Source organism: Enterobacter sp. BIDMC109 (genome assembly GCF_001037885.1).
GTDB classification, from domain to species: domain Bacteria; phylum Pseudomonadota; class Gammaproteobacteria; order Enterobacterales; family Enterobacteriaceae; genus Enterobacter; species Enterobacter hormaechei_C.
In genome coordinates, this window is sequence record NZ_KQ090002.1 from 3,585,993 (window position 1) to 3,603,718 (window position 17,726).

Annotated in this window: 15 protein-coding genes; 5 read left to right on the forward strand and 10 right to left on the reverse strand. The window is 56.0% G+C overall.

Annotated elements, in window-relative coordinates:
* The first annotated feature begins 25 nt into the window (after positions 1-25).
* A complete protein-coding gene (locus SK62_RS16950; protein WP_015572719.1) occupies positions 26-415 on the forward strand; it encodes a DUF3461 family protein in 390 nt (129 codons plus the stop codon).
* Between the two features lie 89 nt (positions 416-504).
* Here the strand turns inward: SK62_RS16950 and SK62_RS16955 are convergent, their stop codons facing one another.
* From SK62_RS16955 to dgt, 3 genes are all read right to left on the reverse strand, one after another.
* On the reverse strand, positions 505-1,662 hold the full coding sequence (locus SK62_RS16955) for a CdaR family transcriptional regulator (RefSeq protein ID WP_048249746.1): 1,158 nt from the start codon (positions 1,660-1,662) through the stop codon (positions 505-507).
* A gap of 146 nt (positions 1,663-1,808) precedes the next feature.
* A complete protein-coding gene (degP, locus tag SK62_RS16960) occupies positions 1,809-3,242 on the reverse strand; it encodes a serine endoprotease DegP (protein ID WP_015572718.1) in 1,434 nt (477 codons plus the stop codon).
* Positions 3,243-3,374: 132 nt separating this feature from the next.
* The gene (dgt, locus tag SK62_RS16965; protein ID WP_039271665.1) at positions 3,375-4,889 is read right to left on the reverse strand and encodes a dGTPase; all 1,515 of its coding nucleotides are present in this window, start codon (positions 4,887-4,889) and stop codon (positions 3,375-3,377) included.
* A gap of 82 nt (positions 4,890-4,971) precedes the next feature.
* Between dgt and mtnN the strand changes: the two genes are divergently transcribed.
* The 3 genes from mtnN to SK62_RS16980 are packed head-to-tail and all read left to right on the forward strand — an operon-like array spanning position 4,972 to position 7,119.
* The gene (gene mtnN, locus SK62_RS16970; protein WP_003856223.1) at positions 4,972-5,670 is read left to right on the forward strand and encodes a 5'-methylthioadenosine/S-adenosylhomocysteine nucleosidase; all 699 of its coding nucleotides are present in this window, start codon (positions 4,972-4,974) and stop codon (positions 5,668-5,670) included.
* Positions 5,663-6,472 (forward strand): vitamin B12 ABC transporter substrate-binding protein BtuF, encoded by an 810-nt coding sequence (gene btuF, locus SK62_RS16975; protein WP_017383741.1) that lies wholly within the window; start codon positions 5,663-5,665, stop codon positions 6,470-6,472. The genes mtnN and btuF overlap by 8 nt, the downstream gene beginning before the upstream one ends.
* A gap of 23 nt (positions 6,473-6,495) precedes the next feature.
* A complete protein-coding gene (locus SK62_RS16980; protein ID WP_003856227.1) occupies positions 6,496-7,119 on the forward strand; it encodes a TRIC cation channel family protein in 624 nt (207 codons plus the stop codon).
* 58 nt (positions 7,120-7,177) lie between these two features.
* Here SK62_RS16980 and erpA read toward each other — a convergent pair whose 3' ends face one another.
* Together erpA and clcA are read right to left on the reverse strand one after the other, a co-directional pair.
* Complete coding sequence (gene erpA, locus SK62_RS16985; protein ID WP_003856230.1) at positions 7,178-7,522, reverse strand: iron-sulfur cluster insertion protein ErpA; 345 nt, start codon at positions 7,520-7,522, stop codon at positions 7,178-7,180.
* 85 nt (positions 7,523-7,607) lie between these two features.
* On the reverse strand, positions 7,608-9,008 hold the full coding sequence (clcA, locus tag SK62_RS16990) for a H(+)/Cl(-) exchange transporter ClcA (RefSeq protein WP_017383743.1): 1,401 nt from the start codon (positions 9,006-9,008) through the stop codon (positions 7,608-7,610).
* Between the two features lie 177 nt (positions 9,009-9,185).
* On the opposite strand from clcA, the gene hemL reads away from it, so the two are divergent.
* On the forward strand, positions 9,186-10,466 hold the full coding sequence (gene hemL / locus SK62_RS16995; protein WP_015572714.1) for a glutamate-1-semialdehyde 2,1-aminomutase: 1,281 nt from the start codon (positions 9,186-9,188) through the stop codon (positions 10,464-10,466).
* 111 nt (positions 10,467-10,577) lie between these two features.
* Here the strand turns inward: hemL and fhuB are convergent, their stop codons facing one another.
* From fhuB to SK62_RS17020, 5 genes are all read right to left on the reverse strand, one after another.
* Positions 10,578-12,560 carry a Fe(3+)-hydroxamate ABC transporter permease FhuB gene (gene fhuB, locus SK62_RS17000; RefSeq protein WP_047718798.1) on the reverse strand — a complete coding sequence of 661 codons (1,983 nt, stop codon included), beginning with the start codon at positions 12,558-12,560 and terminating at the stop codon, positions 10,578-10,580.
* Positions 12,557-13,447, reverse strand: a complete 891-nt coding sequence (gene fhuD, locus SK62_RS17005; protein ID WP_045344477.1) for a Fe(3+)-hydroxamate ABC transporter substrate-binding protein FhuD — start codon at positions 13,445-13,447, stop codon at positions 12,557-12,559. The genes fhuB and fhuD overlap by 4 nt, the downstream gene beginning before the upstream one ends.
* Positions 13,447-14,244: a Fe3+-hydroxamate ABC transporter ATP-binding protein FhuC gene (gene fhuC / locus SK62_RS17010; RefSeq protein WP_003856242.1), complete on the reverse strand. Its 798-nt coding sequence runs from the start codon at positions 14,242-14,244 to the stop codon at positions 13,447-13,449. Before fhuC ends, fhuD begins: the two co-directional genes overlap by 1 nt.
* 50 nt (positions 14,245-14,294) lie before the next feature.
* A complete protein-coding gene (gene fhuA, locus SK62_RS17015; protein ID WP_033486478.1) occupies positions 14,295-16,550 on the reverse strand; it encodes a ferrichrome porin FhuA in 2,256 nt (751 codons plus the stop codon).
* A gap of 204 nt (positions 16,551-16,754) precedes the next feature.
* Complete coding sequence (locus SK62_RS17020; RefSeq protein ID WP_223259294.1) at positions 16,755-17,702, reverse strand: fimbrial protein; 948 nt, start codon at positions 17,700-17,702, stop codon at positions 16,755-16,757.
* Positions 17,703-17,726 lie beyond the last annotated feature (24 nt).

Sequence of the window (17,726 nt, forward strand, 5' to 3'; positions counted from 1 at the left end):
TTATGTTGAGATCAAGGGTACCGCTATGTACGATAATCTGAAAAGTCTGGGCATTACCAATCCTGATGAAATTGATCGTTATAGTCTCCGCCAGGAAGCCAATAACGATATTTTGAAAATCTATTTTCACAAGGACAAAGGAGAGTTCTTCGCCAAAAGCGTGAAGTTTAAATACCCTCGCCAGCGTAAGACCGTTGTCGCTGACGGTATCGGTCAGGGATATAAAGAAGTACAGGAAATCAGCCCTAACCTGCGCTACGTGATCGACGAACTCGATCAAATCTGCCAGCGCGATCGCAGCGAAGTCGATCTGAAACGTAAGATCCTTGACGACCTGCGTCACCTGGAAAGCGTAGTCACCAATAAGATCAGCGAGATTGAAGCGGATCTTGAGAAATTGACGCGTAACAAATGAGCCGTTTTATTGCCCGGTGGCGCTTCGCTTACCGGGCCTACGAACGCATGTAGGCCGGGTAAGGCGAAGCCGCCACCCGGCAAACAGCATCATCTCTGTTCATCCAGCTGCAACGCCACATACAGCAGTAGCCGGTCGTCAAAATTCCCTAAATCCAGCCCCGTCAGTTCCGAGATCCGGTTAAGCCGATACTCCAGCGTATTACGGTGAATAAACAGCGCTTTTGACGTTGCCAGCGGCTGCACGTTATGCCGGAACCACGCCTGCAACGTGCGGCGCAGCAGCCCGTTGTTGTCCATCGCTTTCAGACGCACCAGCGGACGCGCCAGCTCGTTGGCCTGCCAGCCGCCGCGCAGGCTGTCGAGCAGGACCGGCAGCATCAGATCCTGATAGAAATAACTGCGGCTCTCCGGCATGCGCTGTTTACCCACCATCATGGTGGTGCGCGCCGTTCGCCATGAACGGGCAATACTTCCCGGCCCGGTAAAATAATTTCCCAGCGCGACGCGAAAACGGAGCTGTCCGTTCTCCTTCATACGCTCGATGAGCAGCTCAACGCGGCGACGATGATCTTCCGCGTCCCAGCGACCAAACTGATTAAGCGCAGGCTTGAGCACCACCATTTCCGTCAAAGAGACAATCGCCACCAGGTTGTTACGCTCCGGCGTCGCCAGCATGTTTTGCAGCTGCTGTAGCTCCACCATGGCGCTGTCCACACCAAGCTGGCCGCTATCCACCTCAATAACGGCGACTACGCGCGGCTGATTCAGGTCGATACCCAGACGCTGCGCCCATTCGCTCAGGGCAGGCGTGTGCTCCTCCGCCTGAATCAAATTCATCACCAGCTCTTCACGCAAGCGGCTGTCCTGGGCGAGCAGATGCATCAGACGCGACTGCTCCAGCATCATCTCCGCCGTCATGCAGACCAGCTCACCGTATTTACGCAGCGATTCAGGGTCGCCGGTCAGACCGATAACGCCAACAATCTCTCCTTCCAGACGCAGCGGCAGGTTGATCCCCTGATGGACCCCGTGCAGATGTTTCGCCACGGCGTCATCGATGTCGACCACGCGCCCCTGAGAGAGCACCAGCAACGCCCCTTCGTGCAATTCCCCAATACGCTCACGATCGCCGCTGCCGATAATGCGCCCGCGGGCATCCATTACGTTGATATTGGTATCAATGATGCGCATGGTTCGCGCCACGATATCCTGCGCCATTTTGGTATCAAGATGCCAGCCAGCCATATAACCCTCCCGTGAGCAGAGCTCAAGCATAGGGAAGTTCAGCTAAGGCTGCATTGTGCAGATGCCCAAAGGCAGAGAGAGATGTATGGAGTTGTGGGAAAGGTCACAGAAAAGAGAAAGCCCCTGCGAACAGGGGCTTAAGAAGATTACTGCATCAGGAGATAAATAGAGGTATCACCACGCTGAATATTCAGTGCCAGCACAGAAGGCTTGCTGTCGAGAATTTTGCGCAGTTCAGCGATGTTTTTCACCGGCTGCTGGTTAGCGCCCATGATCACATCACCTTTTTTCAGGCCGATACGGGCAGCAGGTGAGTTCGCTTTCACGTTGTTCACCACCACGCCTTTATCTGCCCCTTTGTTGCTCATCTCGGCACCTTCAATACCGCTGAAGATGGTGCTGGAATCGACCTGATTCTGACTGCTTTGTTGCAGTTCCAGGCTCACGTTAACCGGCTTACCTTCACGCAGCAGGCCGAGGGTCACTTTACTGCCGATTGGCATAGAACCCACTTCCGCACGCAGGGCGGCAAAGCTGCTGATCGGCTTACCGTTCAGAGAGGTGATCACGTCACCCGCTTTAATGCCGGCTTTCGCCGCCGAAGAGTTCGGCATGACCTGGCTTACGAATGCGCCGCGCTGAGCGTCCACTTTCATCGCTTTCGCCAGCTCGGAGTTCAGTTCGGTACCCATGATCCCCAGCTCACCGCGTTTCACCTGTCCATATTGCACCATCTGCGCAGTCAGGTTTTTCACCATATTGCTCGGGATAGCAAAGCCGATACCGATGTTGCCACCGTCCGGTGCCAGGATAGCGGTGTTGATACCGATCAGCTCACCGTTCAGGTTAACCAGCGCACCGCCGGAGTTACCACGGTTAATGGCCGCATCCGTCTGAATGAAGTTTTCATAGTTTTCCGCATTCAGGCCGCTACGTCCCAGCGCAGAGACGATACCCGAGGTCACGGTTTCGCCCAGACCAAATGGGTTACCGATGGCGACGGTGTAGTCACCCACGCGCAGCGCGTCAGAGTCGGCAAGCTTAATTGCCGTCAGGTTCTTCGGATCCTGAATCTGAATCAGCGCGATATCAGAGCGCGGATCTTTACCGACCACTTTGGCATCGAACTTACGGCCATCGCTCATCTGCACCTTAATGGTGTTAGCATTATCTACCACGTGGTTATTAGTCACCACGTAGCCTTTCGCTGCATCAATAATGACGCCCGAGCCAAGTGCCATGAATTTCTGCTGCTGGCCGCCGCCCTGACCGTCATCCCCTGCGCCGCCGCCCTGACAGAACGGAGAACTCTGGAATGGCGAGCCGTCCTGGCAGAATGGCGAATTATCGCCGAAGAACTGCTGGAAATTACGCGGCATACGCGGCGTATTGACGGTCGTGCTGCCCTCAACGTTAATACTCACCACCGATGGCATCACTTTTTCGAGCATCGGGGCCAGGCTTGGCATCTGCTGCGCAGTCGCTGCCGAGGAAGCTGTCTCGGCCGCCATCGCCAGAGGGGACAGCGCTAAACCTAAACTCAGAGCCAGTGCACTCATTGCTAATGTGGTTTTTTTCATGTTTCTCAATCTCGATTTACCAGATAACGCAAAATTGCTGTGTAACTCAGATTCGTTTTATACCGCTTAGTTCCGGGATTAAGTTTATGGAAAAAGTAAAAATTTATTGGTCGTCTTTACAAAACTCATGGCTTATTCAACGGCCATAAGCTTGCGGTATTCATCCCAGGCATACAAATCTGTCATCCCGCTGATATAGTCCTGGATAAGACGACAGCGATAATAATATTCCATGACTGGCCATTGGGAAGAATGGCGATCTATTTTACTGACGGCCTCAATGTATGCCAGCCGGTGGCGGGTTGAAAGCTTCTGATAGAGACGAGATTCAATCGGCAGGCGGCGAACACGTTCATTATCTGCCAGCTCACTGAACTCATCGACCGTCAGCTGGAGCAGCGGGCCATAAATCTCCAGCAACCCGCTGATAACCCGGTATCCTTGCAGCTCCAGCTGCTCGACATCTGGGTGGCTGAAAACATGGCGAACAGCCACGTTTTTATATAATTCAAGAAGCTGACTAAAACTGCTCTCATCTTCCAGCAGGGCGTGATTAAATTCCCCGCTAAATATCATCGGCAAATTATCAATGAAACGGGCGGCCGCATACGGCACCAGTTTATTCAGCGTGTTCACCCGCAAATACATAAAGAACTGATCTTCGGTACTGCGGCTCAGCGAATTTGAACGCGATTTATCCCAGGCATTCTCGACGACCTGCGCAAACAGAGAACCTTTTTCATGCTCTCCCCAGGCATCATGAAGATGCTGATACAGCTCCTCGACGCTGAATATTCTTTTTTCCACCGCGTCTTCCAGATCGGCCACGCAATAAGAAATGTCATCAGCCGCTTCCATAATCCATGTCAATGGAAAACGGCCATTAGGGGTCAGAGACAGTTCTTTACGCAACCGCGCGATGTATGCTTCTTCCGATAAGTAATAGCCCGGTTTTTTCATCAGGTAGCTATGCGTGGCGGGCGTTTCTCCGGTCCACCATGCGGGACGCGTGTATTTAAGAATACAGCCCACCTGGGCCCAGGTCAGATTCATCCGCATCAGGGAGTGCACCAGACGGATCCCCTGCGCGTTACCTTCGAAATGACACAGATCCTGGCGCACCTTACGGCGCAGATCGTTCAGGCTATCTTCGCCTTCACGCAGGCATAAATCGCGTACCACACAGCGGTCATCGCTGAGCGGCTGGCTTATGGCGTCAGAGGGAAAAAGCCGCTGTTTAAACCAGTCATTGATAGCGGCCTCGCCGAAATGACCAAAGGGAGGATTGCCGATATCGTGCATCAGGCAGGCCATCTCAACGATGCTTTCGAACGGCCCGGTCAGTTCATCCAGTCCGTAGGTTTCCAGCAGACGTTGCTCTTTAAGGCGGCTGAGGATCTCTTTCGCAATGTAGCGCCCCACCTGCTGCACTTCCATGGAGTGCGTTAACCGCGTACGCACCGCGGCGTTACGCTCCAGCGGGAACACCTGGGTTTTTTGCTGTAACCGACGGATGGCGGGCGAGTTGATGATGCGTCCGCGATCGCTTTCGAAAATGCGCAGGATCTCATGTTCGCTTTTATCGCCCTGTGGCGAACGGAAACGTCGGTGCCAGTTAATTTTGGTGCGAAAATCGATTGGTGCCATGTGCTCCCCCGCGTGAGAATGCGTTTCCCCTTAACCGCATGATAGACTATGCATCTTAACAAGGCACATCGCGAGTAAATCTATGAAAATCGGCATTATTGGTGCAATGGAAGAAGAAGTTACGCTGCTGCGTGACAAAATTGAGAACCGTCAGACCCTCTCCCTCGGTGGCTGTGAGATCTACACCGGCCAGCTGAACGGTGTTGACGTGGCTCTGCTGAAATCAGGCATCGGTAAAGTTGCAGCGGCACTGGGCGCGACCCTGCTGCTTGAACGCTGCAAGCCTGACGTTATCATTAATACGGGTTCTGCGGGCGGTCTGGCGCCGACGCTGAAAGTGGGCGATATCGTGGTTTCCGACGAAGCGCGTTACCACGATGCAGATGTCACCGCATTCGGCTACGAATATGGTCAGCTTCCAGGCTGCCCGGCCGGGTTTAAAGCGGATGATAAGCTGATTGCCGCCGCTGAAAGCTGCATTAACGAGCTGAACCTCAATGCGGTGCGTGGCCTGATCGTCAGCGGCGATGCCTTTATCAACGGCTCTGTCGGTCTGGCGAAAATCCGTCATAACTTCCCGCAGGCTGTGGCCGTTGAGATGGAAGCCACGGCCATCGCGCACGTATGCCATAACTTCAGCGTGCCGTTTGTGGTCGTTCGCGCGATCTCTGACGTGGCGGACCAGCAGTCCCACATCAGCTTCGACGAATTCCTGGCCGTTGCGGCCAAACAGTCCACCGTGATGGTGGAAACTCTGGTGCAGAAACTGGCGCGTGGGTAAGGTGTCATTCAGGGCGCTAGTCGCCCTGCTTCTGCTCGCTCCGGCCTGGCTCATCGCCGCGCCGCGGGTGATCACTCTCTCCCCTGCCAATACGGAACTGGCGTTTGCCGCCGGGATCACGCCCGTTGCGGTGAGCAGCTTTTCTGATTATCCACCGCAGGCCGCCCATATCGAACAGGTTGCCACCTGGCAGGGAATGAACCTGGAACGCATCGTGGCGCTGAAGCCCGATCTGGTCCTCGCCTGGCGCGGCGGTAATGCCGAACGGCAGGTGAACCAGCTCTCTTCGCTGGGAATAACGGTAAAATGGGTGGACGCGGTGAGCATCGAACAGGTGGCGCAAACCCTCCGTGACCTCGCGCCCTTCAGCCCTACCCCCCAACGCGCCGGGCAGGCTGCACAGCAGATGCTCAACGACTATGCCGCGCTAAAAGCCCGATACGGCACGCAACCGAAACAACGCGTTTTTCTGCAATTTGGCAGCCAGCCGCTGTTTACTACCGGTAAAGGCTCGATCCAGAACCAGGTGCTTGAAACCTGTGGAGGTGAAAATATCTTTGCCGAAAGCCGGGTTCCCTGGCCCCAGGTCAGTCGTGAGCAGGTTCTTGCGCGACAACCGCAGGCCATTGTGGTGGTCGGAAATGCGAGCGAGATTCCTAAAATAGAACAATTCTGGCATCGGCAGCTTAAAATTCCGGTTATCGCACTCAACAGCGACTGGTTTGAACGCGCCAGCCCGCGTATTATCCTCGCCGCAAAACAACTCTGCGCCGAACTGGCAGAGAGTCACTCAAACAGATAAATACCCCCTTCGAGGATTTAACGATGCTCGTGTATTGGCTGGATATTCTTGGCACAGCCGTTTTTGCTATCTCCGGCGTTTTGCTTGCCGGAAAACTACGCATGGATCCTTTTGGCGTACTGGTACTCGGCGTTGTTACGGCGGTGGGAGGCGGAACGATCCGCGATATGGCGCTGGCAAACGGCCCGGTATTCTGGGTAAAAGATCCCACGGATCTGGTGGTGGCGATGGTCACCTGCCTGTTAACCATCGTGCTGGTTCGTCAGCCTCGCAGACTGCCAAAATGGATATTGCCGGTGCTGGATGCCGTCGGTCTGGCGGTCTTTGTGGGAATAGGCGTGAATAAAGCCTTTATTGCCGGGACTGGCCCGCTGGTGGCGATCTGTATGGGCGTGTTAACCGGCGTGGGCGGGGGGATTATTCGCGACATACTGGCGCGAGAAGTCCCGATGATCCTGCGAACGGAAATCTACGCGACGGCCTGTATCATCGGGGGGATTGTTCACGCCACGGCGTATTACACCTTTGCTGTCCCGCTGGAGAATGCCGCGATGCTGGGAATGGTGGTCACGCTGGTGATCCGTTTAGCGGCGATACGCTGGCACCTGAAGCTGCCGACGTTTGCGCTGGATGAAAATTCAAGATAGGCGTCGTTTATAAGCCCGGTAGCGCTTCGCTTACCGGGCCTACAATCTGCATTCAGGCTTAAATACTGAACGAAGAACCACACCCGCAGGTGCTGGTCGCATTCGGGTTAGTCACCACAAAGCGCGAACCTTCCAGACCTTCAGTGTAGTCCACTGAACCGCCCACCAGATATTGCAGGCTCATCGGGTCAACCACCAGCGCGACGCCCTGTTTCTCGATAGTCATATCACCATCGTTAACCTGATCGTCAAAGGTAAAACCATACTGGAAGCCACTACAGCCGCCGCCGGTAATATAAACACGCAGTTTCAGATCCGGATTGTCCTCGTCGGCAATCAGGGTTTTCACTTTTTTCGCTGCTGCTTCGGTAAATTCCAGCGGCAACGCTACGTCATCACTCATCTTATGCTCCCATGAATACTGCGACTGCTATTGGGCAAAAATCACCCAATTCTTTTTGTCATTATCTAATACCCTGGTAATTCATTCAAGTATTCTGCTTCAGGGCCTGTTCAGCTTCCTGTTTCGCCAGGGTACGGGCAAGAATGGTGGAGTATAGCGGTTTTCCACCCAGGAATTGGGCTAATAGTGTCGCGCCGAGACAGGTAATGATCATTGGCAAAATGAGCTGGTAATTGTCGGTCATTTCCAGCACCAGTACGATCCCGGTCAGCGGCGCGCGCAGGGAGGCCGCCAGCAGCGCCCCCATTCCCGCAACCGCAAACGTCCCCGCATCCAGATGGTAGGCCGGGAAACCTGCCGCCGCCGCCATCCCGAACGCCGTACCCAGCAGCGTCCCCAGTGCCAGCATCGGAGCGAAAATGCCGCCCGGGGCGCCAGAGGAGAAGCACAATACCGTGGTGATGACGCGTGAAATAAACATAAACAGCAGCAGGCCTACGCTGAAATTCCCCGCCGCGGCAATGGGAATCAGGCCGAAACCGCCGCCCGCCGCATTCGGTTCGATGAAGCCGAGGATCCCGCACACGCCGCCAAGCAGGCCTCCCACCAGCACCCATTTCGTGGTATTTCCGCCATGGATGCGCTGAAACATATCCTGCGCCCGTAAAATCAGGGTGTTAAAAAGCGGGCCGACGACGCCAAAAATCATCCCAAGAACCAGATACAGCCATAAAGTATTGACCGGCGCATTGGTCAGCTTGCCAACTTCAATCACCGCTCCTTCGCCGTTAAAGACGCGAAAGACAATGCTCGACATAATCACGCCGGTAAACACCGCTTTAATGGAGATCAGGTTGTAGCGGAACTGGGCGCGCATCTCTTCGATGATAAACAGGATACCCGCCAGCGGCGCGTTAAACGCCGCAGACAGCCCCGCCGCCGCCCCCGTCGCCAGCAGCGTATGCCGAGCCTCGGCGCTGCGCATACGGAACAGATCGCCGACCATGCGCCCGACGTTACCGCCCAGCTGTACCGTTGGCCCTTCCCGACCGAGCACCATGCCCGCCCCGAGCGTTCCCATCCCGCCGATAAATTTCACCGGGAGCACCCGCCACCAGCGAACCGGGCGTAGCTCCTCCAGCGCTCCCTCAATTTCAGGGATCCCCGAGCCACCTGCTTCAGGTGCGAATTTACGCACCAGAAAATAGCCCACCATGGCAAACAGCGCCGAAAGGCCAAAGGCCCACACCCAGACCAGCCATTCCCGATCGGCAAAGCTGGCGACGGTACCTATGCGCCAGTTGAGCACCGCGTTGACCGCTTTCTCGAATGCGACCCCCACCAGCCCGGCCAGCGTACCGACCACGGCGGCTGCCAGCAGAATGGCTAACGGGGTTTTGTCACGGTTGAGCAGCCGCCGGATACTGACCCGGTGCTTCGCGCGCGTAAACTGTTGTTGTTCAAAAGAAGGTGTGTTCTCGTTCATTACCTGTTCTGTTTCGTCATACAAAAGGCCGCAGGGATTCTACCAGAGACAATCCCCTCGTCCCCTGAAAAATACTTAACAATTGTTAAGCCTTCTGAGGGGCAAAAATTTTATAACCTCTTCCGAATCACTTAGAATAGTTGCCTTAACTTATTTCTACGAACCAGGAACGACGCCATGAGCAAGTCTGAAAACCTCTACAGCGCAGCCCGCGAGCTTATCCCAGGCGGCGTAAACTCACCCGTGCGCGCCTTTACCGGCGTGGGTGGCACCCCGCTGTTTATCGAACGTGCGGATGGCGCATATCTGTATGATGTGGATGGTAAAGCCTATGTCGATTACGTCGGCTCCTGGGGCCCGATGGTACTGGGGCACAACCACCCGGCGATCCGCAATGCGGTGATTGAAGCCGCTCAGCGCGGCCTGAGCTTCGGCGCGCCAACCGAGATGGAAGTCAAAATGGCGGAGCTGGTCACCGAGCTGGTGCCAACGATGGACATGGTGCGTATGGTGAACTCCGGTACCGAAGCGACCATGAGCGCTATCCGTCTGGCGCGCGGTTTTACCGGTCGTGACAAGATCATCAAGTTCGAAGGTTGTTATCACGGCCACGCCGACTGCCTGCTGGTGAAAGCCGGTTCCGGCGCGCTGACCCTCGGCCAGCCAAACTCTCCGGGGGTGCCGGCTGATTTCGCGAAACATACGCTGACCTGCACCTATAACGATCTGAACACCGTTCGCGCCGCGTTCGAGCAGTATCCGCAGGAGATCGCCTGCATCATCGTTGAACCGGTGGCGGGCAACATGAACTGTATTCCACCGCAGCCGGATTTCCTGCCGGGCCTGCGCGCACTGTGCGATGAGTTCGGCGCGCTGCTGATCATCGACGAAGTGATGACCGGTTTCCGCGTCGCGCTGGCGGGAGCGCAGTCATACTACGGCGTAGAGCCGGATCTGACCTGCCTCGGCAAAATCATTGGCGGCGGCATGCCTGTCGGCGCGTTTGGCGGCCGTAAGGACGTGATGGACGCGCTGGCGCCAACCGGTCCTGTTTACCAGGCAGGTACGCTCTCCGGTAACCCGATTGCGATGGCTGCGGGCTTTGCCTGTTTGACCGAAGTGGCGCAGCCGGGTATCCACGAAACCCTGACGGACCGGACGACGCAGCTGGCAAACGGCCTGCTGGAAGCCGCAGAAGACGCGGGTATTCCGCTGGTGGTAAACCACGTCGGCGGGATGTTCGGGATTTTCTTCACCGATGCGAAAACCGTGACCTGCTATCAGGACGTGGTGAAATGCGACGTGGAACGCTTCAAACGCTTCTTCCACCTGATGCTGGAAGAAGGCGTGTATCTGGCCCCGTCAGCGTTTGAAGCGGGCTTTATGTCCGTGGCACACAGCGAAGAAGATATCAATAACACCATCGACGCAGCGCGTAAGGTGTTTGCGAAGCTCTAAGGGCATTGCCGGGTGGCGCTAACGCTTACCCGGCCTACGATGTTCTCCATCTTCCCTTGGGAGAGGGAGCAAACACTAAAACGGCAATCTAAAGATTGCCGTTTACTTTTATTACCGACTCTGCTTTCTCAACAGATATATAAAGTACGGCGCGCCGATAAAGGTCGACAGCAGGCCCGCCGGGATCTGATACGGGAACAGCACCATCCTTCCGCACCAGTCAGCAAAAACCAGGATCGCTCCGCCCGTCAGCGCAGAGATCACGATATGCTGCAAAGTCCTGCGGAAGCCCATCATACGGGCGATATGCGGCGCCATTAATCCGACAAAACTGAGCGGGCCGATAGTCATGGTGGCCGTCGCCGTCAGGCACGCGGCCAGCAGCAACAGAGCGATACGCGTTGGCGTCAGCGCCACCCCGACCGCGCGGGCGGTATCCCCACCCAGCGGCAGAATGGTCATCCAGCGACGGCACAGCGGCACAATCGCCAGCAGTACGATCATCACAATCCCGGTATGCACCACCTGACTGCCGGTGGCGTTGTACGTTGAACCGGAAATCCAGGTCAGGATCTGCGCCATGCGCGGATCGCCGCTCGCCTGCAACATCATCAGCAGCATAGTAAACGCGGTGCTGAGCGCCATCCCGGCCAGCAGCATGCGGTGAGGTGAGAACCCCCCTCGCCCGGAGGCGATCAGGATAATCATCAGCGTGACTGCCGCGCCGATACTCCCGGCAGGCATCAGCCAGCCGAACGCATTTCCCGGCACGAGGAACAACATCAACACTACGCCAAACGCGGCTCCGGAGCTGATCCCTAATACTTCCGGGCTTGCCATCGGGTTGCCGGTGAGACGCTGGATAATACAGCCGGCCACCGCCAGCATGACGCCCGCAATCAGCGCGGAGAAGATCCGCGGCCAGCGCCACTGCATGAGTTCATGCAGCAAATCCCCCGTCGCCCAGTGCCAGCCCGTGGCGTCGCGTCCCAGCGAGAGTGCGGCAAACGAGGCGATAACCAGCACCGCCAGCCCGGCAAGGCTGAACCACACCACCGACTGACGTTCGGCATGTACTTTATCGCCGGCATCCATTGCCGGGGCGCTAATGCTGCGCAGGCGCGGCAACAGCCACAGCAGCAGCGGCGCGCCGATCAGGGCCGTCACCGAGCCCGTGGAAACTTCCATCCAGACGCGCGCCAGCCAGAGAATGAGTTGATCGGAAAGCCAGAGGATCAGCGCGCCAATCAGCGGAGCCAGCATCAGCCGCGCCAGCAGACGGCGTGCGCCGAGCATTTTTGCCAGCAACGGCGCAAACAGGCCGATAAAACCGATGATGCCGACGGCGTTAACCAGTAACGCACTCAGCACAATCGCCAGGGTCAGGGCCGCCAGACGCGCCAGCGACAGCGCCAGCCCCAGATTGCGCGCCACGCCGTCATCGAGGCCCATCAACGTCAGCGGACGCAGCAGCAGCAGCGTCAGCACCACGCCGCCGAACAGCTGCGGCCACAGGCGCTGGACGATACTCCAGTCGGTCTGGGTGAGCGTGCCGGTACTCCACATAAACATGCTTTGCAGCTGGTCGTGGTGAAACAGCACCAGCAGCTGGTTGATCGCCCCACAGTAGAGGCTGACGACCAGCCCCGCGAGGATCAGCGTGACCGGCGAGAGACGTTTTCCCCAGGCCACGCCAAAGACAAGCGCACCGACCACACATGCGCCTGCCAGCGCGGCAAACTGCGAGGTTAACGCTCCCGGCAGGGTCCAGAGAGTGGTGATGGTGATCCCCAGCTGAGCCCCCGTCGCCACGCCCAGCGTGGTCGGCTCTGCCAGCGGGTTACGCAGCACCTGCTGAAACAGTACGCCCACCAGTCCCAGTCCCGCCCCGACCAGCAGGGAGATAGCCAGACGCGGCAGCAGGCTGTAGTGGAACAGCATTTGCTGAATATTATCGATATCCGGTGCGGCAAACGCGGCTGCCCACTGATCGCGCGGTAACGCCGTGGTCAGGTTAAAGCCGGTTAACACCAGGGCAGCCAGAAAAATGAGCGCTAACAGTAACATCGGGAAACGGGCCATACGCGTGCTCATGCCTTGCCTCCCAGTGCATTGTCCAGCACGCGGGCAAAATGCATTGCCGACAGCGTCGCGCCGTAGAACCATACCGCTGGCGCGCGCAGGAAGCGCTGCTCGCGGACGAACGGCATTGCCTGCCAGAGCGGGGTCGCCATCAGGGTTTGCATCTCGCGCTCGTTCCCGTGATCGAAGCACAGCACGTCCACATCACGAAACGCCGCCAGACGGTCAATACCCACGGCGGTACTGCCCCAGAACGTCATCTCGCCTTCCCAGGCATTGCGAATGCCAAAGCTGTCGAGCACTTCCTGGAACAGACAGTTATTTCCAAAGACCAGCATATGGCGGGCATCCAGCAGGGTTACCATCAGCAAAGGCCGATCGCCACGATGGGCAAAGCGCGGCTTGAGGGAATCAATCAGCGCATCAAATTCATCGAGATGTTTTTTCGCCTGAGCCTCACGGTTGAGAAACTGCGCCATCTCGTGGATGGAATTTTTTGCCATGGTCAGCGGCTTTTTGCCGTCGCTAAAGGAAAAGCCCCGTCCGGGCGCAATCTTCGCCATGGTCTCTTCCGACGGGCCATACCCCGCAGACCAGAATAAATAAGACGGTTTCATCTGGGTGAGAAGCTCAAGGTTCGGCTCCGTACGCAGGCCAATGTCGATGACGGAGTCCGGCAGTTTTGGCTCATTCACCCACAGGGTGTAGTTGGGAATATCGGCCACGCCGTAAGGCGTCACGCCAAGCGCCATCATCAGTTCGACGGGCAACCACTCCAGCGCCACGATGCGGTGCGGATCGATAGAGGCAGCGCGGGCCGGACCCATCTTTAACAGCAGCGGTGAGAGCGCCATGGCCGTCAGCAGGCGACGGCGGCTAATGAATGTTGGATCCAGCATCAGTAGACAAAGCTCACGGGTGCAGCACCGGCCGGGTGAGGCAGGATGCCCATAGGAATACCGTAGATATGTTCCAGCGTTTCGCTGCGCATCAGTTCGGCAGGCGTACCCTGAGCGATCATTTCACCGCCGCGCAGCGCTACCAGGTAGTCGCAATAGCGTGCCGCCATGTTGATATCATGCAGAACGGCAATCACCGTCAGGCCGCGCTGCTGACTTAAGCGATGCACCAGCGCCAGGACGTCAACCTGATGCGCAATGTCCAGCGCCGACGTGGGTTCGTCGAGCAGCAGGCAGCGGCTGTCCTGCGCCACCAGCATCGCGATCCATGCGCGCTGACGCTCGCCACCGGACAGGCTATCCACCAGACGGTGCGCCAGCGGTTTTAACCCAACCAGCGCGATCGCCTCTTCCACTTTCTCTCTGTCAGCGACGCCAAAACGCCCGAGCGCACCGTGCCACGGATAACGTCCAATCGCCACCAGCTCGCGCACCGTCATCCCCTCCGCCTGCGGCAACTGCTGCGGCAGATAGGCCACCTTGCGGGCAAAGGCCTTACTGCTCCAGCTCGCCAGCGGCTGGTCATCCAGCAATATGTCGCCCTCGGACGGCGGCTGATGACGACCCAGCATCTTCAGCAGCGTCGATTTACCGGAACCATTGTGCCCGATTAAACCGGTCACTTTACCTGCGGGAAACGTCAAAGAGAGCGGATGCAGCAAGGTGCGCCCGGGTACGCGAAAGGAGAGATTGTTAAGCGTGAAGGTGGAGTCGGATTGCGTTTTATTATCCTGCATGTCAGCCAACTTAAATAAAAAGGGCACGGCGAACCGTGCCCATAAAGAGGTTAGAAGCGGAAGGTCGCGGTGGCAACAACCTGGCGTTCAGCACCCCAGAAGCAGCCATAGGTGTTAAAGCAGCTGGCAACATACTCACGGTCGAACAAGTTGTTCACGTGAAGCGCAATGTTGGAACCTGCCATGCCCACGCGCGCCAGGTCGTATCTGACCAGGGCATCGACCAGGGTGTAGCTCCCCACGGTGAAGGAGTTCGCCGGGTCACCTTTACTGGAGCCGGTATATCGGACACCTGTACCCAGCGTCAGGCCAGACAGCGGGCCATCAAACATGGTGTAATCACCCCAGACGGATGCCATGTGCTTAGGCACCTGGGCTGGCGTGTTGCCTTTGTAGTTGGTATCAGTGGTGTATTCCGCATCAGTGTAGGTATAGGAACCCACAACGTTCACGCTCGCAGACAGTGCCGCTTTCGCTTCCAGTTCAACACCACGCGCACGGATTTCGCCGCCTTCAACCGAGAAGAATGAACCCGCAGGGTCAGCCATCAGGTTGTTGGTTTTGGTTAGCTGATACACCGCACCAGTAATGACGATAGGACGATCGTTCGGCACATATTTCACGCCCGCTTCGTACTGCTTGCCTTTAGACGGTGCAAAGACGTTGCCGTTCGCTCCGGTCTGAGAAGCCGGTTCAAACGACTCGCTATAGCTAAAGTACGGTGTAATACCGTTATCAAACAGGTAGTTAACACCGCCACGCCAGGTGAACTGAGTGTCATCACGCTCGGAGGTGGTGTTCAAAACTCGGTTGTATGATTCCTGATCGGCCCAGTCATAACGACCGCCCAGCGTCACCAGGACTTTATCCCACTCGATCTGATCCTGGGCATAAATACCGGTCTGCTTTTGTTTGTTCAGTACCTGATAAGCGCCTGACGGTCCAGGATGAGAACCGAAATCGAAGTCACTACGATCGAGGTTATAGATATCAGATGGTGCAACGGAGCCGGCATAGCCGAACCACGAGTCAATGTCATTACGCATGCGCATGAAATCAACGCCAGTTAGCAGAGTATGCTCGACAGAACCCGTCGCGAACTTGCTCTGCAACTGCGTGTCAACAGTGAAGTTTTCCAGCTTCTCGTTATCAATTACATACTGGCGAGTCAGCGTATGCCCCCACTGCGACTGAGGAACGCTCGCGCAAGGGCTGGATGCAGGATTACTCGAATAGAGCGGATCGGAACACATACCGTAGCCGTAAACGCTGTTTTGCGAGGTTTTGTTCTGCGCATAACGCAGGTTCTGGCGCACGGTAAAGGTATCGTTAAATTCGTGGTCGAAGCTGTATCCCACCATTTTCTGGTTACGGGAATAAGTATTATTCTTCGCGCCTTCGTTGAAGTTAGTTGGCAGACGATCGCCGTTCGGCAGCGGATCAACCGTTCCCTCTTTTGGCAGCCAGCCGTAGTAGCCCGTTTCAGGCTCGTTCTGGAAGTAAGAGAGGAACGTGAAAGTGGTTTTATCATCCGGACGCCATGAGAACGATGGTGCGATGGCATAACGCTGCTCGCCTTTATCCTCCTGCTGCGAATTGTTCGAACGCGCAACGCCCGTCAGACGGTACGAGTAAACGCCGTCATCGTCGATTGCATCGCTAAAATCAAAGCCGGTCTGGAACAGGCTATCGGTACCCACTTTGAACTGGATCTCTTTCAGCGGCTCGGTTGTTGGGCGCTTACTCACCATGTTCAGCAGGCCGCCAGGGCTGCTTTTTCCGTACAGAACGGAAACAGGACCACGCATGATTTCAGCGCGCTCCAGCATATAAGGGTCAATCACCGCGTCGTTATAGAAGTTGCCCTGCATCTTCATACCGTCGAGGTAGTTATTCTGGCTCTGACCATCGGCAGCAAAACCACGAATCACCAGATAGTCATAGGTGTTGGACGCTCCGCGCGTGCCTACCGCAACGCCCGGGGTGTAGCTCAGAGCTTCTTTCACCGAGCGAGGCTGATGCAGCGCCATCTCTTCGGCCGTTACCACAGAAATTGACTGTGGAACTTTCTGTATAGGGGTGTCAGTTTTTGTCCCGGTTGCGGATTGCCTTGCAGCAATCGTCGCCGCAGGCCCCCAGGCACTCTCCTGCGCAGCCGGTGCGGCAGTAACAGTAATGGTTTCTTCTTTTTTCGGGGTTTCGGCGGCATGAGCATAAGCAGACATGCCGGCAACCGCTGTGGCTACGACGACCGCGATTTTACGCAGCGACGTGTTAATTGGCTGAGCAGTATTGGAAAGCGCCATGATGGATCTCTGATGGAAAAGTGAATGATAACGTAAACGAGAATTATTATTATGACCGCAGAATAATATGCGAAACGTTGGCTGCATAGCAAGCAGTATGCGGCCCTACAAGATTTAAGGGTTTAAGAATTAACCAGATGAAAATAGAGGGTTAATGAAGTTAGCGAAATGATCGCTAAAGCCCGCCGAAACGGGCCGGTGGGCTTAACGATAGAAGAGTTCGAAAGTCGCGACGGCGTCGACTTTCCCGGCTTTAACCTCTCCCGTTTTGATGTAACGGGCTTTGAGTGGGATCTCAACCGGGACGTTGTCCTGGGTACGGGTTATTGCCGTGTAGCTCTGGTCGAACTGTAACACCGCATCGTTCTTGTCGAGGATTTGAATGCCTACGCCGCTTGCAGCGTTGTCTCCGGTAGCAATATTGAGGATATTGCCATCCGTTACGCCAGTCGACCCTGCACTGGTGAACTGATAATCAATTTTTGTCCCGGCGGCGCAGTCCGTAATATCAATCCTGAAACGACTGTCGGTCAGGATGTCAGAATACTGACCGTTAAAATCGTGCGCATTGACCGTTTCTAGCGGCACGTAGATGTTTTTATCCGCCAGGTTACAGGTGTTTGTCGTAATGTGCACACTGGTTGGTGAAAAGCGAATTTCGCCTATCACGTCGTTATCGTAAGTTTCATGTGAGGTTAACAGGGACGTATTAAGATCGCCCTCTTCGACTTCACCAATAACGATCAACTGAGCGGTAGCCCGGAAATTGTAATTCGTTGAAAAGCTTCTGATCGTGCCAAGATAAGTTTCCGGCCTGATAATGTCTTCTTCGGTATAGCTGGGGAACTGGGTTGTAGACGCTGCAACGCGAATGCCAATCCCGGCCACGTTGGTTTTATACACTCCGGGTAAAACATCTTCACGTGCATCAGCATCACTCAATGAGAGATAGCCTCTACGTACCCGAACGGAATCACCATCACATCTTTGCGCAATTTCACCTGATTCCACGCTGGCGTCATAAATAATGGTACCGACCTGAACGTCTGGCTCAAGCTGTATGACAGCGGGAATGTTGAAGGTAACAATTCCCCCGCTACTTCCGCCTCCCGTAAATGTACAAGTTGCGAAGGCCGGAGCTGAAAACAGCATGATTAGGCCAGCCATTGCGCTGAT